This is a genomic window from Hyphobacterium lacteum, assembly GCF_036330345.1.
In the GTDB taxonomy this organism is placed as follows: domain Bacteria; phylum Pseudomonadota; class Alphaproteobacteria; order Caulobacterales; family Maricaulaceae; genus Hyphobacterium; species Hyphobacterium lacteum.
Genome location: NZ_JAZDRP010000001.1, coordinates 447,010 through 470,560, shown reverse-complemented (window position 1 = coordinate 470,560; position 23,551 = coordinate 447,010). Strand labels below are relative to the sequence as shown.

At 60.2% G+C, this 23,551-nt stretch carries 25 protein-coding genes and 1 tRNA gene; 19 read left to right on the top strand and 7 right to left on the bottom strand.

The window, feature by feature from the left end; translation table 11 throughout:
• Window positions 1-33: 33 nt before the first annotated feature.
• The gene (locus V0U79_RS02270) at window positions 34-495 is read left to right on the top strand and encodes a DUF805 domain-containing protein (RefSeq protein WP_330197837.1); all 462 of its coding nucleotides are present in this window, start codon (window positions 34-36) and stop codon (window positions 493-495) included.
• A 2-nt stretch (window positions 496-497) separates the two neighbouring features.
• On the opposite strand, the gene lipB is transcribed toward V0U79_RS02270, so the two are convergent.
• Complete coding sequence (gene lipB, locus V0U79_RS02265) at window positions 498-1,178, bottom strand: lipoyl(octanoyl) transferase LipB (protein ID WP_330197836.1); 681 nt, start codon at window positions 1,176-1,178, stop codon at window positions 498-500.
• Window positions 1,179-1,267: 89 nt separating this feature from the next.
• Between lipB and V0U79_RS02260 the strand changes: the two genes are divergently transcribed.
• Together V0U79_RS02260 and V0U79_RS02255 are read left to right on the top strand one after the other, a co-directional pair.
• Entirely contained in the window at window positions 1,268-1,519 is a 252-nt protein-coding gene (locus V0U79_RS02260; RefSeq protein WP_330197835.1) for a FliM/FliN family flagellar motor switch protein, read from the top strand.
• 65 nt (window positions 1,520-1,584) lie between these two features.
• Window positions 1,585-1,671: transfer RNA gene (locus V0U79_RS02255), tRNA-Leu, on the top strand.
• 16 nt (window positions 1,672-1,687) lie between these two features.
• Here the strand turns inward: V0U79_RS02255 and V0U79_RS02250 are convergent.
• Window positions 1,688-2,344, bottom strand: coding sequence for a Fe2+-dependent dioxygenase (locus V0U79_RS02250; RefSeq protein ID WP_330197834.1), 657 nt, complete (start codon window positions 2,342-2,344; stop codon window positions 1,688-1,690).
• A 72-nt stretch (window positions 2,345-2,416) separates the two neighbouring features.
• On the opposite strand from V0U79_RS02250, the gene V0U79_RS02245 reads away from it, so the two are divergent.
• From V0U79_RS02245 to V0U79_RS02215, 7 genes are all read left to right on the top strand, one after another.
• Window positions 2,417-3,286, top strand: coding sequence for a hypothetical protein (locus V0U79_RS02245; RefSeq protein ID WP_330197833.1), 870 nt, complete (start codon window positions 2,417-2,419; stop codon window positions 3,284-3,286).
• 121 nt (window positions 3,287-3,407) lie between these two features.
• A complete protein-coding gene (mgtE, locus tag V0U79_RS02240; protein ID WP_330197832.1) occupies window positions 3,408-4,796 on the top strand; it encodes a magnesium transporter in 1,389 nt (462 codons plus the stop codon).
• Window positions 4,797-4,839: 43 nt separating this feature from the next.
• Complete coding sequence (locus tag V0U79_RS02235; protein WP_330197831.1) at window positions 4,840-5,835, top strand: Kelch repeat-containing protein; 996 nt, start codon at window positions 4,840-4,842, stop codon at window positions 5,833-5,835.
• A gap of 73 nt (window positions 5,836-5,908) precedes the next feature.
• Window positions 5,909-7,201, top strand: coding sequence for a lysozyme (locus tag V0U79_RS02230; RefSeq protein ID WP_330197830.1), 1,293 nt, complete (start codon window positions 5,909-5,911; stop codon window positions 7,199-7,201).
• A 49-nt stretch (window positions 7,202-7,250) separates the two neighbouring features.
• Window positions 7,251-8,423: an isovaleryl-CoA dehydrogenase gene (locus V0U79_RS02225; protein WP_330197829.1), complete on the top strand. Its 1,173-nt coding sequence runs from the start codon at window positions 7,251-7,253 to the stop codon at window positions 8,421-8,423.
• Between the two features lie 57 nt (window positions 8,424-8,480).
• On the top strand, window positions 8,481-8,861 hold the full coding sequence (locus tag V0U79_RS02220) for a VOC family protein (RefSeq protein WP_330197828.1): 381 nt from the start codon (window positions 8,481-8,483) through the stop codon (window positions 8,859-8,861).
• 15 nt (window positions 8,862-8,876) lie between these two features.
• Window positions 8,877-9,356, top strand: a complete 480-nt coding sequence (locus V0U79_RS02215; RefSeq protein ID WP_330197827.1) for a lysozyme inhibitor LprI family protein — start codon at window positions 8,877-8,879, stop codon at window positions 9,354-9,356.
• On the opposite strand, the gene V0U79_RS02210 is transcribed toward V0U79_RS02215, so the two are convergent.
• The 4 genes from V0U79_RS02210 to V0U79_RS02195 form a co-directional block, all read right to left on the bottom strand.
• Window positions 9,353-11,083 carry a patatin-like phospholipase family protein gene (locus V0U79_RS02210; protein WP_330197826.1) on the bottom strand — a complete coding sequence of 577 codons (1,731 nt, stop codon included), beginning with the start codon at window positions 11,081-11,083 and terminating at the stop codon, window positions 9,353-9,355. The two genes, V0U79_RS02215 and V0U79_RS02210, sit on opposite strands and share 4 nt — an antisense overlap.
• 10 nt (window positions 11,084-11,093) lie before the next feature.
• Complete coding sequence (locus tag V0U79_RS02205) at window positions 11,094-11,450, bottom strand: GFA family protein (protein WP_444881629.1); 357 nt, start codon at window positions 11,448-11,450, stop codon at window positions 11,094-11,096.
• The gene (locus V0U79_RS02200) at window positions 11,447-12,286 is read right to left on the bottom strand and encodes an enoyl-CoA hydratase-related protein (protein WP_330197824.1); all 840 of its coding nucleotides are present in this window, start codon (window positions 12,284-12,286) and stop codon (window positions 11,447-11,449) included. Before V0U79_RS02200 ends, V0U79_RS02205 begins: the two co-directional genes overlap by 4 nt.
• 69 nt (window positions 12,287-12,355) lie before the next feature.
• Window positions 12,356-13,159: a DUF5694 domain-containing protein gene (locus V0U79_RS02195; protein WP_330197823.1), complete on the bottom strand. Its 804-nt coding sequence runs from the start codon at window positions 13,157-13,159 to the stop codon at window positions 12,356-12,358.
• A gap of 127 nt (window positions 13,160-13,286) precedes the next feature.
• Between V0U79_RS02195 and V0U79_RS02190 the strand changes: the two genes are divergently transcribed.
• The 8 genes from V0U79_RS02190 (at window position 13,287) to V0U79_RS02155 (ending at window position 21,984) form a co-directional block, all read left to right on the top strand.
• A complete protein-coding gene (locus V0U79_RS02190; RefSeq protein WP_330197822.1) occupies window positions 13,287-14,894 on the top strand; it encodes a carboxyl transferase domain-containing protein in 1,608 nt (535 codons plus the stop codon).
• Window positions 14,895-15,239: 345 nt separating this feature from the next.
• Window positions 15,240-15,629, top strand: coding sequence for a hypothetical protein (locus tag V0U79_RS02185; protein ID WP_330197821.1), 390 nt, complete (start codon window positions 15,240-15,242; stop codon window positions 15,627-15,629).
• A gap of 112 nt (window positions 15,630-15,741) precedes the next feature.
• Complete coding sequence (locus V0U79_RS02180) at window positions 15,742-16,539, top strand: enoyl-CoA hydratase-related protein (RefSeq protein WP_330197820.1); 798 nt, start codon at window positions 15,742-15,744, stop codon at window positions 16,537-16,539.
• A gap of 71 nt (window positions 16,540-16,610) precedes the next feature.
• Window positions 16,611-17,405, top strand: coding sequence for a DUF817 domain-containing protein (locus V0U79_RS02175; RefSeq protein WP_330197819.1), 795 nt, complete (start codon window positions 16,611-16,613; stop codon window positions 17,403-17,405).
• A gap of 1 nt (window position 17,406) precedes the next feature.
• Window positions 17,407-19,587 (top strand): ATP-binding protein, encoded by a 2,181-nt coding sequence (locus tag V0U79_RS02170; RefSeq protein WP_330197818.1) that lies wholly within the window; start codon window positions 17,407-17,409, stop codon window positions 19,585-19,587.
• Between the two features lie 155 nt (window positions 19,588-19,742).
• Entirely contained in the window at window positions 19,743-20,693 is a 951-nt protein-coding gene (locus V0U79_RS02165; protein WP_330197817.1) for a hypothetical protein, read from the top strand.
• Window positions 20,694-20,779: 86 nt separating this feature from the next.
• On the top strand, window positions 20,780-21,508 hold the full coding sequence (locus tag V0U79_RS02160) for a hypothetical protein (protein ID WP_330197816.1): 729 nt from the start codon (window positions 20,780-20,782) through the stop codon (window positions 21,506-21,508).
• Between the two features lie 38 nt (window positions 21,509-21,546).
• On the top strand, window positions 21,547-21,984 hold the full coding sequence (locus tag V0U79_RS02155) for a DUF1489 family protein (RefSeq protein WP_330197815.1): 438 nt from the start codon (window positions 21,547-21,549) through the stop codon (window positions 21,982-21,984).
• Here V0U79_RS02155 and panC read toward each other — a convergent pair.
• Window positions 21,961-22,854, bottom strand: a complete 894-nt coding sequence (gene panC / locus V0U79_RS02150; protein WP_330197814.1) for a pantoate--beta-alanine ligase — start codon at window positions 22,852-22,854, stop codon at window positions 21,961-21,963. The two genes, V0U79_RS02155 and panC, sit on opposite strands and share 24 nt — an antisense overlap.
• Window positions 22,855-22,917: 63 nt before the next feature.
• Between panC and V0U79_RS02145 the strand changes: the two genes are divergently transcribed.
• A complete protein-coding gene (locus tag V0U79_RS02145) occupies window positions 22,918-23,466 on the top strand; it encodes an SPOR domain-containing protein (protein WP_330197813.1) in 549 nt (182 codons plus the stop codon).
• Window positions 23,467-23,551: the final 85 nt, after the last annotated feature.

Sequence of the window (23,551 nt, the reverse complement as noted above, 5' to 3'; positions counted from 1 at the left end):
AAGAATCCTAACCTGGCAGGGGAGGCCAATTCCATGAACGTTCAAGATTTCATTCTGCCGATGGGCGATGCACAGCGCGTTCTGATCGGTTCCAGCGGCAAGCTCGGGCCGGTCGATTTTGCGCGCGGGCTTTTGGCGATCGTCGCTGTAAACATCGTTTTCAGTATTCTGGTGCTTGTGCCCGGCTTGGGAATGATCTTCGGTTTATTGGGGCTTCTGGTTGCTCTGGCATCGATCTACGCTTGGGTCTGCATCTTTTCCAAGCGCTTCCATGATGCCGGGAAATCGGGCTGGATGACGCTGGCCGCCATCGGTGCAGCCATCGTGATCTCGATCATACTCAATCTGGTTCTGAACCCGATATTCGGTGTCGATATGTCCAGCTTGGCTTCGATGCAGACGATGGGAGCCGGAATGGTCTTCAAGAATATCCTGTCCACGATCATCGTGAACGGCGCGCTGGGCTTTTACATGTTCAGGCTGCCCAGCCAATAGGATCAGAATTCCGGGGGCTCTGTCGGTTCGACCGGACCAAAGACCTTTTCGAATGATCTGAGGAAAGCCTGGTCGGTTTCGGCCAGGCTTTTTTCCATGCCGAGATCCGCGAGGCTGGTTACGCCATAGCGGGGATCCGCGATGCCGCAGGGTGTAATGCCGTCAAAATGCGTCAGATCCGGCGCGACATTGAAGGCGATGCCGTGGAAAGACACCCAGCGGCGCAGGCGAACGCCGATTGCGGCGATCTTGTCCTCATAGCCATCGCCTTTATCCGGGCGATCGACCCAGACGCCGACCCGCCCGCACCGGCGGCCGCCTTCAATGCCGAACTCGGCGAGGGCGCCAATGATCCAGTCCTCAAGGCCCTGGACGAATTTCCGGGCATCCCGCCCGCGCTTGGTCAGGTCCAGCATCACATAGCCGACCCGCTGGCCGGGGCCGTGATAGGTGTATTCGCCGCCACGGCCGGCATCGAACACCGGAAACCGTTCCGGGTCTTTCAGATCCTCGATCTTTGCACTGGTACCGGCTGTATAGAGCGGAGCGTGTTCGAGCATCCAGACCAGTTCGTCGGCTTCGCCGGCCGCAATTGCTGCTGCGCGGGCCTCCATGAAGGCAACCGCTTCCGGATACGGCACAAATTCCGTTGAAACGGCCCATTCTGTGCGAATTCTGCTCATCTTTTCGCGGTCCTTAACTTGCCGGAAAGGCACATGACTCAACATCGGCGCCGGGCTTGGATGTTTCAAGCGCGAACAGGAGTAAAGCCTTGAGTCAGTTGGGGTCGGTAAAGGTCGAACTTTCGGTGGTGCTGGGGCAGTCCGCGATGCCGATTGCGCAATTCCTGCGCATGGGCCGTGGTGCTGTCATTCCTTTGCATTGCGAGGAAGAGGAACCGGTCTGGATTCTGGCCAATGGGCATCCGATTGCGCGCGGTGAAATCGTAATCCAGGGCGATCGCGTGACCGTCGCCATTCTCGGTCCGGCGGACGTCAACGACTTCGTCGCACACGCAGCCTGATTTTCACGCACAAGGCGGCTTCACTTTTCCATCGGGGACTGCTATCCCGCGCGCCTTCCAGGGATGCGGCCGTGGCGGAACTGGTAGACGCGCAGCGTTGAGGTCGCTGTGGGGTAAAACCCGTGGAAGTTCGAGTCTTCTCGGCCGCACCATCCCTGGATGGATGTTCTAATCGTCCGCCCACATCCGGAACAGATTCGCCCGTGTCTTCGACAGCGTGTCGTAGAGTGGCGTCTTGCCATCCTTTTCGAAGACTGACCGCAAGGCGATATCCAGCTCGAACAGGGTCTCGCGCTGCAGGGGATCGCGGATATAGCTGCGGACCCAGCCGACAGCCGCAAGGCGTTCGCCGCTGATCACCGGATTGACCCGGTGCAGGGCCTGCGTTGGATACAGAACGGCGTCGCCCGCTGCCAGCTTGATCTCGGTCTGGTCAGAAGCGCCCAGCAAGACCAGTTCTCCGCCTTCATAAGTATCCGGCTCGGCCAGGAAGAGGGTGAAGGAAAGATCCACGCGCAAGCCACTCATCAGGGGCTCGTCGGTGTGAGCGCCATATTCCATGCCCTCGGTGTAGCGCGACAACATGGTGCGGATGAATTTCTTGGGCTGGGCGTAAGCCTTAAACAGGGGATGCTGTTCCAGGCTTTTCTGGACCATCTTGCTGACGGTCTCTCTTACAGCACCCGGTGCCAGCTGCGTGTTGTCCTTCACCTGCCTGGCTGCACGGCCCGCCGTCGTCTTGCCATCGCGGAATTCGCCATGACCGGCCAGGCCGATCAGGGCGGAGATATCGGCAGGGGAACAGACTTTTTCCAGCTGGATCATATCAAGAGTGCTTGCGAGTGGTTCTCATCTTCAATAAGTATTCTCCTCAAATTCGCTGCATTGAAAAGGTGCGTGATGGGAATCGAGCGGAAGAAACTTCTGGGACAGGCCGGCGTTGCGGCTCTGGTTCTGGGCCTCGCGGCGTGCTCACCGGCCGGTGAGGGGGAAGGTGAAGGCGAGGGTGCATCCACCCGTCATGCTGCGCAGAGCGCCGGTCATATGGATGAAGGCGAGGGCGAAGGCGGCTCCGACGGTGAAGGCGATGAAGGCGGCGGTGCCGGGGGCGGCGAATTCGGTATCGACCCCGATATGGCCCGGGCCGATCCGGTCGTTTATCTGACCGCTCTGGAAGTCATGCGGGCGCACTATCTGGCGGGACTGGCGGCCTTCGATGAAGGCCGGCGCGCTGTCGGCGCGGAAATGTTCAGCCATCCGATCTCCGAGATCTATGTCGATCTGGAACCGGTTATCGCTGATCTGGGCGCCCCGGATTTCTATGACAGCCTGCTGACGGCCTCCCAATCGCCTTACGATGGCTCCAGCGATGACGCTGTGAGGGCTTCGGTCGATACCGTCCTCGACGCCATCGACACAGCCGAGCAATTCACACCGCAAAGCGAACAATCCGCGGCGCAGGTCCAGTCCCGCGTCATTGCTAACATGCTGGAGCGCGGTGCGTTGCAATATGCCTTTGCTCAGGGCTCTGACAGTCCCAATGGTCCCTATCTCGACGGTTATGGCTATTACATGTCCGCCCAGACCATTTTCGATCGCCATCGTGATGCGATTGCGGATATGGAAGGCGGCGTTGCCGAGGCGCTGGGAGCGGCGCTGCTGGCTCAGTCCGAGGCCTATGCGACGGTGACGGCACCGTCGCCTATGTCGGCTGACAGCCAACGCCTGATCAGTCTGGCGAGGGCGGCGACCGACGCGGTTAAATAGGCCTGTCACTCCACAGATAGTCCGGTTTTCCTGCAAAAGATTTCGATTTACCGCTGATCATGCAGGTGAAATCCTGACGCGGGTGTGATTAATCTCGCAGGCCCAGTCCACGAGGCCTGCCATGTCCGAAATTGCTCCGGAAATCGAGATCGAGGAAACCGCCAGCGCCGCGGAAACCGATATTGCTGCTGTCGGCCGGTTGGCCGCAGCCATTGCCGACCGCGACGGGCTGGCGATCCGCGGCTTGCTGGATGAATGCCACCCGGCGGATGCGGCTGACATTCTCGAACAGCTTTCGAAGGAACAGGTTTCTCAGGCCGCAAAGCTGGCCCCCGAGGCCTTTACCGGTGAATTACTGTCCGAGCTGCAATGGGATTTGCGCGACGACATCACCGAAGTGCTCGAGCCCCAGCAGATTGCGGAAGCCATCCGCGATCTGGATTCGGATGATGCGGCCCTGGTTCTCGAAGAGCTGGACGATGATGTCCGCGAGGCGGTTCTGTCGGAAGTGTCCGATGAGGACCGGACCCTGCTCGAATCCCATTTCGAGCATGAGGAAGAGACCGCGGGCCGCCTCATGCAGCGCGACTTCGTGGCAGCCCCTGAACACTGGACTGTGGGCGATACGATCGACCACATGCGCGCCGCGGGCGAGGATTTGCCCGACGTCTTTTTCGATATCTATGTCGTCAATGCGGCTTTCGCGCCGATGGGGGCGGTCGCTGTCAGCCAGCTGATGCGGTCAAAGCGGGATGCCCGGCTGTCGGATCTGATGAGTGATTTACGGGTCACTATAGAGCCGGATGTCGACCAGGAAGAGGCCGCCTATCTTTTCGAGAAATACCATTTGTTCTCTGCGCCCGTGATCGACGAAGCGGGACGGCTGACCGGCATGCTGACCATCGATGACATGGTCGACGTTATCCAGGAGGAGAACAAGGAAGACATGCTGGCGCTGGCCGGCGTGAACGACGCGGGCCTGTCGGACTCGGTGATCGATTCCGTGCGCTCGCGTGCGCCATGGCTGCTGGTCAACCTGGCGACGGCGATCCTGGCTTCCGGTGTTATCGCGATTTTCGAGGACGCACTGGCAGCAGTCGTGGCGCTGGCCGTCCTGATGCCGATCGTTGCGTCCATGGGCGGGAATGCAGGCACCCAGTCGCTGGCCGTCGCGGTGCGGGCCATCGCCTCCCGCGATTTGACGTCTGCCAATGCACGCCGGGTGATCATCCGCGAAATTCTGACAGGACTGGTCAATGGTGTCATTTTCGCGGTGGTCATGGCGCTGGTAGCGGCGCTCTGGTTCCAGAACTGGACGCTGGCGGGAGTGATCGGGCTTGCCATGGTCATCAATCTGGCCTTTGCAGGCCTGGCGGGGATCGCGGTCCCTCTGGCGCTCCGCCGCTTCGGAGCGGACCCTGCCGTGTCCTCGTCTGTATTTGTTACGACTGTAACCGATGTGATCGGCTTCTTTGCGTTTCTCGGATTGGCTGCCATCATCCTGCTATAAATCTGATGCAGAAGAGTTTCGCGGGGGAAGGAGCAAGGGTGATATGATGATTTTGCGTGCCTTCAGCGGGCTTTCCCTGAGTCTGATGGTTTCGGCGGCTGCGTTGGCCGATGGTTACTGGCGGCAGGTCGGTGAACTGCCGGACCCCCGCGCGGGTCTGGCGGCAGTCGAGCTCGACGGCCGGGTCTATGCGGCCGGTGGTTCGGGCCTGACCGAACCCAACAATACGGTCGAGGTCTATGATCCTTCGACACTTCAATGGCGTGATCACACAGCCCTGCCGCGCGGGCTCGAGCGTTTCGGCTTCGCTGCGTTGAATGGCCGTATCTATGCGGCTGGCGGATATGCGGGAAGATCCGAGGGCCGCATTGGCGACAGCGATTTCGGAGAATATCGCCGTCCTGAATTCGAGCCGCTCAGCCCCAGTAATGAAATGTGGTCCCTGAATCCGGCCGAAGGCATTTGGCAACGGGAATCTTCCATGCCGGGCCCGAAGGCATCCTTCCAGCTTGTGGCGTTGAATGGCCGGCTCTATGCGGTCGGCGGAGAGGACGGAGTCGAGGGCGTCTTCGTGTTTGATCCGGAAAGCCGCAGCTGGGATATTTTGCCGGCACCGGGAGAGGTCGCCCGGCGCGGTGCGGCCGCCGTGGCACTTGATGGACATATCTATCTGATCGGTGGCGTGGACGACGGCGCGGCGACCGGCCGCGTCGATATTTTCGATCCGGAAAATGGCAACTGGACGATCGGTCCGGCGCTTCCCGCCCCCCGGGCCGGGCATGCCGCTGCCGTGCTGGACGGTGAAATCCACGTCCTGGGTGGTCGTAGCGAGGCCTTGACCTCGACGCTGGACAGCCATTTGCGCCTGGATCCCGCGACCGGAAACTGGGTGGATGAGACCGCGCTTCAGGCGCCCCGCACCGATGCTGCGGCTGTCAGCATCAATGGCGAACTGATGGTGATCGGTGGTGGAGCCGGTGGCGGTTTCTTTGCGCCATTCACAGCGATTGGCGCCACTGACGTCTTTACGCCGGAATAAGCCAACCCGACCGGCGTCACATTTGCAGGGGGGTCGCTGAGTAGCTAGCGGACCGTCTTGAAATGGAACAGCGATGAAGCCGCGTTTGAAGTCCACGCCCGCCGCGCGCGAGCTGATAAAGGCCCATGAGCCTTTCATTTCCACTGCCCGTCAGGACAATGACGGGTGGACGGTTGGGTATGGACACCGTGCGGCCGCCAAGTCCGGCGTTACGGTCGGCCAGGAAGAAGCCGAGCTGCTTCTGGTCTATGATGTGCTGCGCGCGGAACAGGCTATTGATGAATCTCTTGGCGGGGACCTTGGAAGTCCACAACGCGATGCGCTGGTCTCGTTTGCTCTGGGTATCGGTTTGCCGGCTTTCCGCAGTAGTGCCGTCGTTCGTCTGATCCGGAAGAAACGCTGGCTGGAGGCTGCCGATGCGATTGCTGCCTGGAATGGCGGAGAATCCGCGCGGCATCAGGCAGAGCGCAATTTGTTCCTGAAAGACCTGCCGGAAGAAGCCAACCGGTCCCCGGTCGAGCTGGTGATCGAGTTCGATCATCCGGATGATGAACCGGAAGCTGATATTCTGCCGGTCGACGTCGAATCCGAAATTGCAGGCGCCGAGCCTGAACCTGAATCTGAACCTGAACCCGAGCCTGAGGCCGAGCCTGAACCCGAGCCTGAGCCTGAGCCTGAGGCCGAGCCTGCCGAAATGCCGGCAATCACAAGGGCCGGGCCGCAACGCTCTGCTCTGGCAGAGCAGGTTATCATGCGTATGCGTGCACAACTGTCTGGCCCGATCCGGCAGACCGGTTACGCCGAACCCGAACCGGTTGAACCCGAGGCGCAACCCGGTCCGGATTCCTTATCGACACCGGAAACCACGATGAGTTCGCTCGGTTTCACCTTCACGCAGTCCTCGGACATTGACGATGAAGAACCTGAGACCAGCGAGGAGCCCGAAGGTCTGCCACCGATTGTCGGAGCGGGTGCGGTGAACGCCGACGGCGCTGCCGGCGAAGTATCGGGTGCCGGCGACGCGGCTGATCCGGATGATGCCGACGATCAGGACGCTCATGATGATCTGCCAGAGCCGTCTGAAATCGATGCTGAATTTGCCGAGAGCGCCGAAGATGCCGAGCAGGACAGCTGGGCAAACGGCGATTCCAAGCCGGCGCCGGGCCGGAATGGGGGCCATCTGGGCGAGGTTATCGTCCTGATTCTGGGATTGGCGCTGCTGGGTGGTGGTGGCTGGGACATGTTTACCCGGTTCAATTCGGGAGCCGAACAGCCGAGCCTCTTCTTTGGGCTGGCTGCTTTGGTCGCAGGGTTCATCCTGGCGGCCGGGGCGACGATCTGGTTGCTGGGCGGGCGCCGGAAGTAGCGGCGCTGATCTGCTTGACCTCAACCGGTGTTTGCGCCAAATCCCGGGCATGATCCCGAACCAATATCCTTCCATGAATTTCGACCTTGGCGACACGGCCGAAATGATCCGCGATACCGTCCGCAGCTTTGCCTCTGACGAGCTGGCGCCACGTGCCGCCGAAATCGATGCGACCGATACTTTCCCGGCGGATGTCTGGCGGAAGATGGGCGATCTCGGCCTGTTGGGCATCACGGTTGAGGAAGAGTGGGGCGGCACAGGGCTGGGCTATGTCGAGCACTGCATTGCCATGGAGGAAATCTCCCGGGCTTCAGGGTCTGTCGGCCTGTCCTATGGTGCGCACTCCAATCTGTGTGTGAACCAGGTGCGGCGCTGGGCCAATGACGAGCAGAAGGCACGCTATCTGCCCAAGCTGATCTCCGGCGAACATGTCGGCGCGTTGGCCATGTCCGAACCGGGGGCCGGGTCGGATGTTGTCTCCATGCGTTTGAAGGCGGAAAAGAAGGGCGATCGCTACATCCTCAACGGATCGAAGATGTGGATCACCAACGGGCCGTCGGCTGATGTCGTTGTCGTCTATGCAAAGACAGATCCGGCTGCCCGCTCGCGAGGCATCACGGCCTTTCTGATCGAGAAGGGGATGAAGGGTTTTTCGATCGCGCAGAAGCTGGACAAGCTGGGCATGCGCGGCTCGGAAACCGGTGAGCTGGTCTTCGAGGATTGCGAAGTTCCCGAAGAAAATATCATGGGCCCGCTCAATGAGGGTGTGACCGTCCTGATGAGCGGTCTTGATTATGAGCGCGCCGTTCTGGCCGCGGGTCCGATCGGTATCATGCAGGCCTGCATGGATACGGTCCTGCCCTACATCCACGAGCGCAAGCAGTTTGATCGTGAAATCGGTTCCTTCCAGCTGGTTCAGGGCAAGCTGGCGGACATGTATGTCCGGATGAATGCGGCGCGGGCCTATGTCTATGAAGTCGCGAAGATTTGCGACCGGGGCGAGAAGGCGCGCAAGGATGCCGCAGGCGCGATCCTCTTTGCTGCTGAAGCAGCGACGCAGACCGCACTGGACGCCATCCAGCTGCTGGGTGGGAACGGCTATATCAACGAATATCCGACCGGACGCCTGCTGCGCGATGCCAAACTTTACGAGATTGGCGCCGGCACAAGCGAGATTCGCCGCTGGCTTATCGGCCGCGAACTGTTCGAAGAAACCGTCTGATCAGGCCTTTTTCCCTGCACTTTCCCTGCTATCGTTCCAACAGCACGGGAGAGCATGATGGCGAAAATCACAGGGCTGGGCGGGATATTTCATGTTGTAAAGGACCCGGCCGCAACGCGCGCCTGGTATAAGGAATATCTCGGACTGGATGGTGAATACGGTCCCATGCTGCGCTGGTCGGAGGAGACCGGTGATCAACCCTACAGCCTGGTCAGTCATTTCACTGAAGCCAAATATCTCGCACCCAGCGAGAAGCCCTTCATGATCAATTTCCGGGTCGATGATCTTGATGCGTTTATCGAGACGCTAAAGGCAAAGGGCCTCGAAATTCTTGGCTATTCCGATGAAGGCTATGGCAAGTTTGCCTGGATTATCGATTGCGACGGTGTGAAGCTGGAGTTGTGGCAGCAAGTGGCTGCTCCGGATCAGGCCGGTTGAAAAGGAGAGCCTGCTATGAAATTTCCCTTGGTCATGAGCCTTTTCGTGTTCGCCGGATTGGCGGCAGCCCAGGATACGCCCTCATATTCGGCCGAAGAACGTGAGACCTTCCGGAATTGTCTGGAATCCGGACCGGATGAGCAATGCCGCGGTGTTGTGATGCAGCCCTGTCTGGATCAGGGCGCCTACACCACTCTGGAAATGGTGGACTGTGCTGCGCGGGAATATGAACTTTGGGATGAAGTGCTGAACGAGCGCTATCGCGATCTGATGGCTCAGTACCGGCAGGATGAAGATACCGAATATCTTGCCACCCAGCGTGAGCGCTTGCGGGACGCTCAACGGGCCTGGATCATTTCCAGAGATGCCGACTGTGTTTTCGAGCAAGGCATGTTTGAAGGCGGATCGCTTGCCCGCATGGTTGCAATTGATTGCCTGAAAACTCACACGGCGCAGCGCGCCATCTGGCTGGGAAACCAGTTCGTCGAGGGCTAGAGTCCGAATGCAGCGGCTTCGTCGCGGCTGAGCTCTGACAAGGCGAACTCGGCTGCCCGTCGTCCTGCATCAATCGTTTCCTCGAACCGTTTCCATTGTCTGAGATCGGTGTCGGTGTCCGGCAGAACAAGCAGGTCGACCGCTTCGCGATAGGCCTGGTGCTTGCCGACCATGACCCCCGCGGTTGCAGAACGCATCAGCAGAGAGGCGATCGGCGGCAATTCGTTCAGCCCGTGTTGTCGAACCCAGCCGAAGAAACCTGGCGCGTCCTGAAAATCCGCGGGATTGACGCCCTTTGCACGGGTGACATCGCAGCCTGCGCTGCAGCCACGGTGAAACGCCTTCATCTGCTCGGACGGAAAATTGGTGAATACAGCCCCATCCACCAGAACATTCTCACCCTCGATAACGGGCGGCAGAATGCCGGGAATGGCAATGGAAGCCCTCAGGGCATTCCGCAACGTCCCGCTTCGATGAATGAAAGGCCGGCCGTTGGACAGGTTGGACGAGACACAAAAATAGGGACGCGCAAGGTCGGAGATGTCGACATCGCCGAAATGCTTTTCCAGCCGTTCATCCACACGATGACCGCGTGCGAGTGAAATCACTGGCAGGCGCCAGTCGCCGAGTGGATTGGAAGCAACGAAGGCTTCATAGACACGCTCGACAAGCTCTTCCTGGGTCCATTCAAGCGCGAGGCCGGCGGCGATGATGGCGCCCATGGATGCGCCGCCGATGAAATCGAACTCCATGCCGGCTTTGCGAAATGCGTCGATGGCCCCGATGTGCGCGTAGGCGCGCGCGCCGCCACCGGACAGGACCAGCCCGACCGATTGGCCGGCCAGCGTCCGGGCGAGGCGCCGTAAATCATCCGGCCGTTCCTGCCGCCAGTGAAAGACCCGCGCAGCTTCCGCTGCTTCCGCCCATTCCCTTGGGCGCGAGGCGGGACGGCTGCCACCATCATGGACCAGAAGCACATCCAGCAATTTCAGCCGTGCAGCCGGCGTCGGGTCCTCGGGCAATAGAGGCGTGGATGGCTTGGCGTCACCGCGCGCCAGAAGCCAGACTCGGTCAGCCCGACCCATGGCGCGACGTGCCCAGTTGGTATCTCCCAGCCTGGCCATGAGCAGAACGATCTGATGATCCTGTTCATAGGCGTCCAGCTTCGGTCCGGGCCAGTCAGCGGCTTCTTCTCCGATGATGGCCGAGGTCACACCGATGCGCGCGAGCGCACTTTGGAGTTCCTGGGCGCGGTATTCGACATCAATGGTCGGAGAGCATGATACGAGTGCAAAAACCTTCGGTTCGGAGCCATCGCGCTGCGGTCCGGAGCGAAGCCGCCGCAGCATCATCTTGGACAATTCCCGCATCAGGGAGGGATGCTTGTCGGCCAGCCTTTCGAAGGAGGCCGTTGGCAAACGCACGATCTCGCTGTCGCGCATGGCATAAACGCTGGCCGAGTGCGCGCGCTCCTCAAGCATCGACATTTCGCCAACCGGTTCGCCAGCGCGGATGTATCCCAGAAGGTTGGGGCGGCCCATGGCGCCGTCGCGGAACGCCGCCAGCGCGCCGGACCGCAACAGGTATAGCGCGTCGCTCGGCTCACCCTCGGCAAACAGCAGATGCCCGGCCGGCAGGCAGAACCATTCGACTTCATGCTCGACGGCTTTCAGGGCGGCTTTGCCGACATCGTCAAAAAAGCTGAGAAAAGAAAGGTTGAGCGCCATGCGCGTTGTCTTAATCCAGATATTCCCAGCTGTCAGCGCCGTCAAAATGGCGCACAGGCAGATTTGCGGGGAATGCCTCGTCGGCTGTCGTGAAGTTGATTTTCATGCGGTTCGGTATGGCCGGATCCACGCCTGACCAGTGGGTCGTGATTCCGCATTGCGAACAGCGGTGGAATACCAACGTCCTGTCGCCATGCATATAGGTTTTCTGTGGTACCAGGGCTGTCAGCTCGGCGGTTTGTGGATCCACTTCGCCCCACAGTGCGCCGGCTTTCCGGCAAAAACTGCAATTGCATTGTGTTACCCAATCCGGCCAATCCGGAACGGCCCAACGCACACTTCCGCAATGACAGCGGCCTGTGATCATTTATTGCGGCCCATCCGGCGAACGGGAGCGAGCGGTCTGAAATTGCCCTCGCGTTTTTCGCCCCGGGCGGTGATGGCCTCCATGATGTCGTCGGTGGACCAAAGCGCTGCCTGTAGCGTCATGGCATGAGACAGGCTGTCATCCACGCCATGATCGCGGGCATAGAGGAAGGACCTTTTGGTGCCAGATATTGCCAGCGGGGCCTTGGACGCGATTTGTTCGGCTATGCGGCCAACATGAGCTCTGAGCGCTTCGGTGTCTTCCAGCACACCATTGTACAGTCCGATGGTTTCCGCGCGCTCCGGCGACAGGGTTTCACCGGTATAGGCCAGCTCCCGGGCAATTCCTTCCGGGACCAGTTTCGGCAGGCGCTGCAGTGTGCCGACATCGGCGAACATGCCGATATTCGTCTCCTCGATGCGCAACCAGGCATCGCGCGTTCCAAACCGCATATCGCAGGCGCAAATCATGTCGACGCCGCCACCGACGCACGGTCCCTGAATGGAGGCAATGACGGGGAAACGGGCGCGCTCGAATGCCGTGAAGCTGTCCTGCAATGCTGTTGCCGCAGTCATGAAGCTTTCGCGCAGAGCTGCGTCGGCTGTGCCCAGCGCATTCGGGTCGGTAAAGACCGAAATGTCCATGCCGGCCGTGAAAACCGGCCCTTCTGCCTCAAGGATCAGGACGCGCGTGGCACCATCATCGGAAAGCTGTCCGACCGCGCCGGGCAGCTCCGCCCAGAAGGTGGGCGTCATGGTGTTGCGCTTGTCGGGCCGGTTCAGCGTGATGCGTGCGATCGGGCCGTCATTCGTGAGGTTGAAGCTGGTATAGGTCATACAGAAGGCTCCCCGGCTGTTGCGGAGAGCCTTCCGCGTCCCTGAAGAAGACGCAAGACGAAATCGCGGTCAGCCTTCCGGAAGATAGTCCAGCGCGTCGATCCATTCGAATTCGGCGGCGTCCTGAAAGAACTGGTCGAGCAGGAATTTGTGGCCTGAACCATAGATCACCAGAACCCGGTCGCCCGGCTGCGTGATCTGGGCGATCTGAGCGAAGATATGCAGATTACGGCCCCACCAGTTCGTCATTTCGTTGGCGCCGGCCGGATTGTCCACCGATCCCATCTGCGCCAGCGTCAGATAGACATTGTGATCGGCCAGTAATTCCGGCGTGTTGTAGGCGCGGATACGCTGGGCAACAGAAACGTCGGGAGCATTCAGGCGGGCGTCCATGGCCTGGATTTCGCCCATCAGAACAGGCAGGCGATCGGTCAGATGGGTCTGACCGTTTTCGCCAGCCGCCGCCATCATGGCATCGAAGTCCATCCCCGAGGCATAGTCCGCCGCATAGAGGCGTGGGTGACCGAGCTGCGCGGCCAGGCGCATGCCGATTTGCTGGCGCTCATTCACGGTCAGCTGATGCTCGCCGGCCAGATACTGACGGTAGGTCTCATTAAAACGGTCTTCGCCTTCTGGCCGCAACTCGACGACGATTCGCGTCGGCTGGAATTCGGCGAGCATGTCGACAAGCGCCGCGATTTCGGCCTGACGCTGATCCGAAAAATAATTGTCGACCTCGGAATTCACATAGTCCGAACCGCCACCGGTGAAGTGGAATGTCCCCAGCACCATAACCTGCGGGCGGTTGTCCTGAGCGAAGCCGGCAAACGGGAGGAGGGCGGCGAGGAAAATGGCCGCAAACAGCGTTTTCATGAGTGATCCCCTGTGTGTTGTCCCCTCAAGGATGCTGGCAGGGGGCTGATTGGATGCAAGCCGGGCATTGCGCCGGCGCGCCCACACGGCTTAATTGGCGGCCAAAGCTTGCAGGGAAATGCCGGACATGAGCCGATTGACGTCAGCCGCCGACACGCAGTCGGAGAGCTTCAAATCCAATCGAGAGGCCATGCTGGGCCTGATCGACGAATTGCAGGCGAAGACAGCCGAAGCTGCGTTGGGTGGTTCGGAGAGCTCGCGCGAACGCCATCTGTCGCGTGGAAAGCTGTTGCCGCGCGACCGGGTCGAACGCCTGCTGGATCCGGGCTCGCCCTTCCTGGAGATCGGTGCCCTGGCCGCCAATGGCATGTATGAGGGCAATGTCCACGGGGCAGGCATGATCGCCGGCATCGGCCGAGTGTCAGGCCGCGAAGTGATGGTGGTCTGCAATGACCCGACCATCAAGGGCGGTGCCTACTATCCGATGACGGTGAAGAAGCATTTGCGGGCGCAGGAAATCGCCATGCAGAACCGTCTGCCCTGTGTGTATCTGGTCGATAGCGGCGGCGCCAATCTGCCTCACCAGGCCGAGGTCTTTCCGGACCGCGAGCATTTCGGCCGGATCTTCTACAATCAGGCGCAAATGTCCTCGATGGGTATTCCGCAGATCGCCTCGGTCATGGGATCGTGTACGGCGGGCGGTGCTTATGTGCCGGCGATGTCGGATGAGACCATCATTGTGCGCAAGCAGGGCACCATCTTCCTGGGCGGTCCGCCTCTGGTGAAAGCAGCAACGGGAGAGGTGATTTCCGCTGAAGATCTGGGCGGGGCGGATGTTCATGCCCGCCAGTCGGGCGTTGCCGATCATTATGCAACGAATGACGAGCACGCCCTGTTCATTGCCCGGCGCATTGTCGGAACCCTGAACACGACCAAGTCGCATGGTCTGGATATCGCTGAACCGCGCGAGCCGGACTACGATCCGGACGAGTTGAATGGCATTGTGCCGGTGGATCTGCGCACGCCCTATGACGTGCGCGAGGTGATTGCCCGCATCGTCGACGGATCGGAGTTCGACGAATTCAAGAAACTGTTCGGGGAAACCCTGGTCTGCGGGTTTGCCCGCCTGCATGGAATGCCGGTCGGAATCATCGCCAATAATGGCATCCTGTTTTCCGAAAGTGCCCAGAAGGGTGCGCACTTCATCGAGCTGTGCGCGCAGCGGAAAATTCCGCTGGTCTTCCTGCAGAATATCACCGGCTTCATGGTCGGTTCGAAATACGAAGCCGGCGGCATTGCCAAGGATGGTGCCAAGCTGGTGACGGCAGTGTCCTGCTTTGCAGGCCCGAAGATCACGGTGATCATCGGCGGCTCGTACGGTGCCGGCAATTACGGCATGTGCGGCCGGGCCTATTCCCCGCGTTTCCTGTTCATGTGGCCGAATTCGCGGATATCCGTGATGGGCGGAGAGCAGGCTGCCAGCGTGCTGGCCACCGTCAAGCGGGACGGGATGGAGGTCCGCGGCGAAGACTGGTCCGCCGAGGACGAGGAAAGCTTCAAGCAACCGATCCGCGACCTCTATGAGAAAGAGGGCTCACCCTATTATTCCACGGCGCGGCTCTGGGATGATGGCATTATCGCGCCGTCAGATACGCGCCGGGTGCTGGCGTTGTCCCTGTCTGCCGCCATGAATGCGCCGTTCGGGGATACGAAGTTCGGCGTATTCAGGATGTAGGCCGACCCGCCCTGTGTGATATTTTCCTGACACCGGGTAGGGAAAACCTTCAGTCTTATGCTCATTTGGACCATTAGCGCCGGGCAATATGCGCTAAATGCCGATGCTTTCACACTTTTTAGTCGCATTGCTGCGGTCGGAGCTATCGGCCGGAAATCCCTCTATTGCAGGCATTTGCTCATTTTCTGATGTGACTCTGAACGCGTTAGATGAACAGGCTGTCACAATTCTCCCCTGTCACGCGAGTAGGCTTGCAAGCGGCTCGATTTGCTAAGAATGTTTTAACAAGACGCGCTTTCCGGGGTAGTGTTTTTGCGCGTGGGCGTAATTGAGGGGTAACTCGTAATGGAATTTTTGGATACAGCGCGGGGCTGGCTCGACCAGGCTTATGCGTTCTTCGAACCGGGCCTGCTGATGTATGCAGGCAATGGTGAAGCGGTGAACTGGATGCCGCTGGCGATCCAGTTCGGCGTCATTGCTCTCGTCCTGGCCCTGCTGCTGCGTTCGGCCGGTGCCATCCTGATCTTCACCATCGTTGGCGTGATCATTCACGTGATTGTGGATGTCGTGATGCCAATGATCCGTGGGGGCGGAATGGACGGATTCGATTTCGGCGCGTTTGCCGGGAATTTCACCGATGTGACCTATCTGAAATATCTGGGTGCCCTGGCTGTGGGCTATTTCCTGGGTATTCTCGTCCTTGGCATGATCAAGGGCATGATCTTCCGCGACTAGTTTCGCTGTAGACCGGAAATCAGGGCCGTTGGCGGTGCGCCAGCGGCCCTTTTTCTTTGCGGCCATGCCCGGCTTTTTGTATCCCGGAGGAAAGCAGGAGGAGTTGCCCGCCATGTCCGATGACAATCCCGTTCTTCTTGATGTATCGCCCGGCAAGATGGCCGTGGTGACGATCAACCGGCCTGAAAAGAAGAACGCGTTCGACCGGGACACGATCAACCGGCTCAGCGAGACATTCGATCTCCTGTCCAAAAACACCGACGAGGTGCGCGTCGTGATGCTGCGTGGCACCGGTGAAATCTTCTGTGCGGGCGGCGATATCAGCTGGATGAAGGATGCGGCCGGCTATACCCGTGAACAGAATATCGAGGATGCAGAGGCGCTGGCCGGCATGCTCTACAAGCTCTTCCACCTCCCGCAACTGACCATTGCCCTGGTGCAGGGCGCCGCCATGGGCGGGGGATCAGGTCTCGTCGCTGCCTGCGATGTGGCGATTGCCCAGAAGGACACCCAGTTCCGGTTTTCCGAAGTTCGGCTGGGCCTGACGCCGGCGACGATCTCGCCTTTCGTGATCCGCGCCATCGGCCCGAAATGGGCCCGGGCGCTGTTCGCCACGGCGGAAGGGTTTGACGCCCAGTTCGCGCACATGATCGGCCTCGTCCAGTACGTGGTCGGGGATGCCAACGAGCTGGATGATATGGCTGAACATGTGGCCCGTCTTGGCTTTGGTGCGGCGCCCGGCGCGATCGCCGATGCCAAGAAGCTGGTCGATGACGTTGCCGGGCACGACATCAATCATGGCCTGATGGGCGACCTCGCCAAGCGGATCGCCAATCGCCGCGCCAGCGAGGAAGGGCAGGAGGGGCTGACGGCCTTTCTCGAAAAACGCAAGCCGAGCTGGCTGGAGTAACGGGACTGGAGCTGTTCCGCGACCCACGCGCCTTTCTGCACGCCCGCCGCGAAGCCTGGCGGGCAGCCTATGTGCGCGGACCCGTCACGCAATTCCTGTTCGAATTTGTCTCCTTCGGCATCAAGCAGGCCTGGGCCTGCCTGTTTGGCGGGGCGATGGTTGCGCTGCTTCTGGGGACGTTTCTCTTCTATCCCGATGACGCGCCGCTGCCGCGCTATGATTTCCTGACCCTGTCCGCTTTGGCGATCCAGATCGCCTTGCTGGCAACAAAACTGGAAAGCTGGGAAGAGGCGAAAGTCATCCTGGTTTTCCATGTCGTCGGCACGGTGATGGAGATCTTCAAGACTTACGCCGGTTCGTGGATCTATCCCGAGGACGCTTATTTGCGGATCGCCGGCGTGCCGCTGTTTTCCGGCTTCATGTATGCCAGCGTCGGTAGCTATATCGCGCGGGTCTGGCGGATCTTCGAATTCCGGTTCGACCGGTTTCCGCCGCTGTGGCTGCAAGGCCTGCTGGCGCTCGCGATCTACATCAATTTCTTCACCCACCATTTCACGATCGATATCCGATGGGCGCTCTATGCGGCCACCATCCTGATCTATGGGCCTTGCGTGATCTGGTTCCGGCCGGACGAGAAACACCGTTTCATGCCGCTGGTGATCGGCTTGCTTCTGGTGGCGCTTTTCATCTGGTTTGCCGAGAACATCGGGACGTTTGCGCGGGCCTGGGCCTATCCGGGGCAGGAAGCCGGCTGGCGCATGGTGTCTATTCAAAAGCTGGGATCGTGGTATCTCCTGATGATCATCAGTTTCGTGCTTGTGGCCGGGGTTCACAGCACGAGCACGCCAAAAGCGGGGAAAGCCTGACATGTTCAAGACGCTTCTGATCGCCAATCGCGGGGAAATCGCCCGGCGTGTCATGCGCACGGCCAAGCGGATGGGCATTAGGACGGTGGCGGTCTATTCCGAAGCCGACGCGGATGCGCCGCATGTCCGCGAGGCGGATGAGGCTGTGCTGCTGGGCCCGGCACCAAGCGCGGAAAGCTATCTGCGCGCCGACAAGATCCTCGAGGCCGCCAAACAGACCGGCGCGGAAGCCATTCACCCCGGCTATGGTTTTCTGTCCGAAAATGCTGACTTTGCCCGCGCCTGTGCGGAAGCGGGGATTAAGTTTGTCGGGCCGTCGCCGGAATCGATCGAGGCGATGGGGCTGAAAGACCGCGCCAAGAAGCTGATGGAAGAGGCCGGCGTGCCGGTGACGCCCGGCTATCACGGTGACAATCAGGACCCCGAGCATCTGCAGAATGCCGCCGATGCGATCGGCTATCCGGTGCTGATCAAGGCGGTCGCCGGTGGCGGCGGCAAGGGCATGCGCAAGGTCGTTGCGGCCGCAGACTTTGCCGACGCGCTCGACAGCTGCAAGCGGGAAGCAAAATCCTCCTTCGGTAATGACGAAGTGCTGATCGAGAAATTCATCGAAAATCCGCGCCATATCGAGGTGCAGGTTTTTGGCGACAGCCGTGGCCGCGTCATTCACCTGTTCGAGCGCGATTGCTCTCTCCAACGCCGCCATCAGAAGGTCATCGAGGAAGCCCCGGCGCCGGGCATGACGCCAAATGTGCGCGCCGCCATGTGTTCAGCGGCGGTCCAGGCCGCCAAGGCCGTGAATTACGAAGGTGCCGGCACGGTCGAGTTCATCGTTGATGGCTCCGGCGCGCTGCGCGAGGACGGCTTCTTCTTCATGGAGATGAATACCCGCCTTCAGGTCGAACACCCGGTCACCGAAATGGTGACGGGGCTGGACCTGGTTGAGTTGCAGCTGAAGGTGGCTGCCGGTGGATCGGTGCCGGAACAGGACGCGATTCACCTGAACGGTCATGCGATCGAAGCGCGCCTCTATGCCGAGGACCCGGCGAACGGCTTCCTGCCGAGTATCGGGCGGTTGGATGCTTTTCAGATAAGACTGCCGAGGCCGGATCGCGGCATCCCCGTCTCGCTCCAATATGAGGCGGACTCGGTTGCTCCAAACCTATCGGCTGTCCAGAATAAATACGGTCGGATTGACTCTGCCGTCGAACGCGGCGGCGAAGTCAGCATGCATTATGACCCAATGATCGCGAAAGTTATTGCGTGGGCACCGACGCGCGTTGCCGCATTAACTTCCCTATCCGACAGCCTCAAGCATGCGGCGATATTGGGCGTGAAAACCAACGTAGCGTTTTTGGTTCGGTGCTTGAAGCACAATGCATTCATCAACGGCGATGTCGAAACCGGATTTATAGATCGAAACCTTCGAGATTTGGTCGATCCGCTTCTTTCTTCAGAAGCTGCGGCAAGCGCAGCTGTCGCTGCGTTGGCTGTTTTCAGCGAGAACTTGAATTCGACTTTCTCGTCGACATTCGCCGAAGCTGACCTTGGCCCCTATGTTCGATCAAATGGGATTTCGTCGGTATTCATGAACCGGATAGCCAGTCATTCGAATGATCCCAACTCGCCCTGGAATACTGGCGATGGTTGGCGCCCTTTCGGAAGAAAAACTTTCGCTTTGGCGTTGTCCGATGAGGCCGGTTCTTATCGTCCGGTCGCTGAAGTCAAAGAAAAATCCGTCAGCGTTGTTTGCTGCGGAGAAACGCATGAATTCGAGGTAGACGGCGTTTTCGCAGCGTGGCCGCGAATGTTCTGGACCAATGACTCGGGAGAACGTGTAGAGCTTGTTTGCCATTTTGAGGGCGACCAACTCGCCGTAATGCTCGACGGCGAGCGTCATTTGTTCTCGGAGTTTCGCCCCGACGCGGCAGCCGATGCCGCCGAGGCTGGCGGTCTGGTCAAGGCGCCCATGCCGGGCAAGGTGTTGTCGCTGAATGTCGCTGAAGGTGACACCGTCTCAAAGGGCCAGAAACTGCTCGTGCTGGAAGCCATGAAAATGGAGCATGCGCTGGCCGCTCCGCGAGATGGTGTCATCGCCAGCATATCCATCGCGGCCGGCGATCAGGTGGGTGAGGGTGATGCGCTCGTCACTCTGGCCGATGAGGAAGAGGCCGCGGCTTGATTTTCCTCTCCCGTTCACGGGGGAGGTGGCAGCGAAGCTGACGGAGGGGGCCATGCCCCCTCGGCCTTTCAGGCCACTCCCCCCGCAAGCAGGGGGAGAAAAGCCAGAACTGGCCCGATCCTTGCTCTCCTCTTAGGGGAAACAGGGAGATGACCATGATCGGGACAGGCGAAACCCAGAAAAACGCGAAAGTTGTCACGGAATGGGGCAATGAAGCGCAATCCGGATTCCGCAAGAAGTTCGTTGTGGGCCAGCATGATCTGCATACGCGCCCGGAATTTTCCGACGAGGCGCTGGCGGCGCTCATCGAACGCCATCCGGCGGACCTGATTGATTTCTGTACAATGGGTGAGCTTGACGACGGGGCCGACAGCTGGCGCACCGGCGATCCCGGCGATCTGTCCGGTATGGAGGTGCTGGAAGCGGTTCGCGCCGGAAAGCTCTGGATCAATCTGCGCGAGGCGATGTCGGTCGATCCGGTCTACCGCCCGCTGTATGATCAGATGCTCGCCGACATGAAGGCCAATAATCCGGGCTACAAGGTGTTGAGCGCCGAGAGTGGCATTCTGATCTCCTCGCCCACCGCACAGGTCTTCATCCATTCCGATCCGTCAGAAACCATTCTCTGGCACGTTCGCGGCAAGAAGCGCTTCCGGGTTTATCCGGCTGAAGCGCCCTACGTCACCGAAGAGCGCCTTGAAGCCATCCTGCACAAGGAAACCACCGAGGATTTGCCGTTTGAACCGAGCTGGGACAATGAGTGTGAAGCGATTGATCTCGAGCCGGGCATGTTCGCATCCTGGCCGCTGCATGGTCCGCACCGGGTTCAGAATCTGTCGGGCATGAATGTCTCTGTCACGATGGAAATCGTGACTCCGGAATCCATGCTGAGAAACGGCGTGCTGCACGCCAATGGTGTCTTGCGCCGGCGTTTCGGAATAACCCCGAGATCTACGGATACGTCGGGCCCGGCGGCCTATCTGAAAATCGCCTTGTCCCGCATGGCGAAAGTGATCTGGCGGAACACCAAGCCTCTGCCGGTCAGCGAACGGACTTTCGATATCGACGGCAATTCGCCCACCGGTTTCCGGGACCGGGCCGCCTGACATAACTGTCACTTGAATTGAGTGGGGAAAATCCCTTTGCTCGCTGCGTCGGGGGACACAGGATCGGGCAAAGGGATTTTGCTTTCATGAAATGGGTTTGTTCCGCGGTGGCGTTGCTTGTCACGTCCGCTGCCTATTCTTCCGACCTTTCCACTTATCCGCAGCCGCTCGCAGACGCGCTGTCACGGACCTATGAGGCGCCTGAAACCGCCGTCTGGCGGTTCACACTGGACATTGATGTTGCCGGCGAAACCATGCAGGTGCGCTTCGATGGCACTCAGCCGGATGGTGCCGACTGGACGTTGGTAAGCCCTGCTAATGCAGACGCGCTGGACGGTGAGCTGGCCGAGATGTGGTCGGACATGAACACCGCCAATGACGATGAAGAGGAAGCCGATGGCTCCGTCTCCATAGGCCGTTCGGGTCTGTTTTTCGATGCGGAGACAGCGGCGATGATCGCCGGCGATGTCGAGCTCGTTGAAGGCGTGACCTTTGGTCTGTCCTATCGCTTTCAGCCTGTGCTCGAGACCGGCGAGGAAAATGACGGGATGGACGAATTTCTGGACGGCGAGGTACGGATCGCGCCTCTGGGCCATGTCGACCAGATCCGGATTTTCGCGCCGCGCAGCTTCAAGCCGCACCCCGCGGCCCGGATTCACAGTTTCGAGATGCTGCTGGGCTTCGAGCAGATCGAAGGCCTGCCGGCGCCGGTCATGACCTCCATGTCCACGCAGGTGGATGTGAGCGCCCTGTTCCAGCGGCAGCAGCAGGATTTGTCCTTCCGCTTTTCAGATGTGGAATATGTGGAGCCCTGACTTGGCCATATCGGGCGTTTGGCCTAGCTCTTGAAGCCATGACGATGCATCTGGTGAAACTCTGCGTGGGCGCGGATTCGATCGAGGATCTCGAGCGTTATCGCTCAGGAGCGAAGGCCTCGGCCGAGGCGCGGGGTGAAATCTGGCAGTCCATGCATGTCACCCGCATGTTTCCCAAACAGGCCGACAAGCTGCTGGATGGCGGAAGTCTTTACTGGGTGATCCGGCGGGTGATCCAGGTACGCCAGAAGATCATTGATCTGCAGGAAGTCATTGGCGATGACGGCATCAAGCGCTGCGCCATCGTCCTGGATAATGAGTTGGTCCGGACAGCACCCGCCGCGCGGCGTCCTTTCCAGGGCTGGCGGTATCTGAAGCCGGATGATGCGCCCATGGATCTGTCTGATCCGTCTGCAGGCGGGGCCGAATTGCCCGCAGAGCTTCGCCGCAAACTACTCGAAATCGGCGCCTGGTAGCGCTTGTTCCACGGGCAAATTGTCGATCAGCCGCGTCTTGCCCAGCCAGACCGCAGCCAGAACCCGGGCGGGCTGCCGGACCGGTCCGGCAGGCAGGGGCGCAAGCGTCTCAGCGCAGCGGGCTTCGATGTAATCAACACGATCAAACGCGCTGGCCGTTTTGGCGAGCGCCTTGCCCTGGGCCGTTTCCCAGTCCGTGCCGGCGGAAAGGTCGGAAGCGAAGTCCTTGAGGATGACATTCAGGCCGGCCGAAACGTCCCTTTCGTGCGTCGAAAGGTAGGCATTGCGCGAGGAGAGGGCGAGCCCGTCCCGCTCGCGCAGCGTTGGCCCGGGGATGATCCCGATCGGCAGATCCAGATCGCGGACCATCTGACGGATGACCAGCAATTGCTGGTAATCCTTCTCGCCGAAGACGGCGATGTCGGGCTGGACGCGGTTGAACAGCTTGGCAACCACGATCGCCACGCCGCCGAAGAAATGCGGGCGGAAATCACTTTCGAGCCCGCGGGCCGGGCCTTCCACCGTCAGTCTGGCGGAAAAGCCTTCCGGATACATCTCCGAGGCGAGGGGGGCATAAAGCAGATCGCATTTGGCGTTCGCCAGCTTGGCGGCGTCCTCATCCAGTGTTCGCGGATAGGCGTCGAAATCCTCGTGCGGTGCAAACTGGGTCGGATTGACGAAAATGCTCGCGACCACCTTGTCGGCATTTTCGTGCGCCATCCGGATCAGGGAGAGGTGGCCCTCATGCAGGGCGCCCATGGTTGGCACAAATCCGATCCGAAGCCCGGCCCGGCGCCAATCGGCCACAATGCTCCGCAGCTCGTCGGTCGAAGCCGTCGCAGGGACAGGCAGGGCAGAAAGATCACTCATTCCTGCCGGATAATGCGGCTGCACGCTGGACGCAAGACAGGCGACTCGCACTAGACAGTCATCATGATGCGCTTTGTGATCTTTCTTGCTCTGTCGGCTGGCCTGTCCGCATGCATGACCACGCGGGAAGAGCCCGTTGCGCAAGCGCCGGTGGCGGATACGCATGGCGCCATTGTCGCTGCCCAACTCGCGTCAGAACTCGATTATCGCGCGCGCTATGACCCGGCAGCGCTGGAGGCTGTTGATAATGAGATGCGGGCCCTGGCGCTGCGGCTGGCGGCGCCCGCCGAGCCACCGCCCGAACCGGACCCGATTGCCGCCGACCCCGATGGGGGCATCAGCCTGATGCACGCAGTGCATCTTGCGTCATATCGGGACGAGGCCAATGCGGTGTCGGGCTGGATGATGCTTCAGGGTTTGTTCCCGGACCTGTTTGGCGATCGCATGGCTCGCATTGAGGAGGCCGATCTCGGTTCGCGCGGTCTCTTCCTCCGGCTGAAGGCGGGTCCGTTTGATACCGCTGCAGACGCCCGTCTGGCTTGCCGGGAAGTCGAAGCGACGGGTGGCTGGTGCGCCGTGACAGATTTCACCGGGCGCCCGCTCGAACCGTAAGATTCTTCACAAAACGAATCAGTCATTAGGCATGGCACCGGACTTGCTCTATAAGGGGCATGAACGGTTTCCGACATCTGGTGTC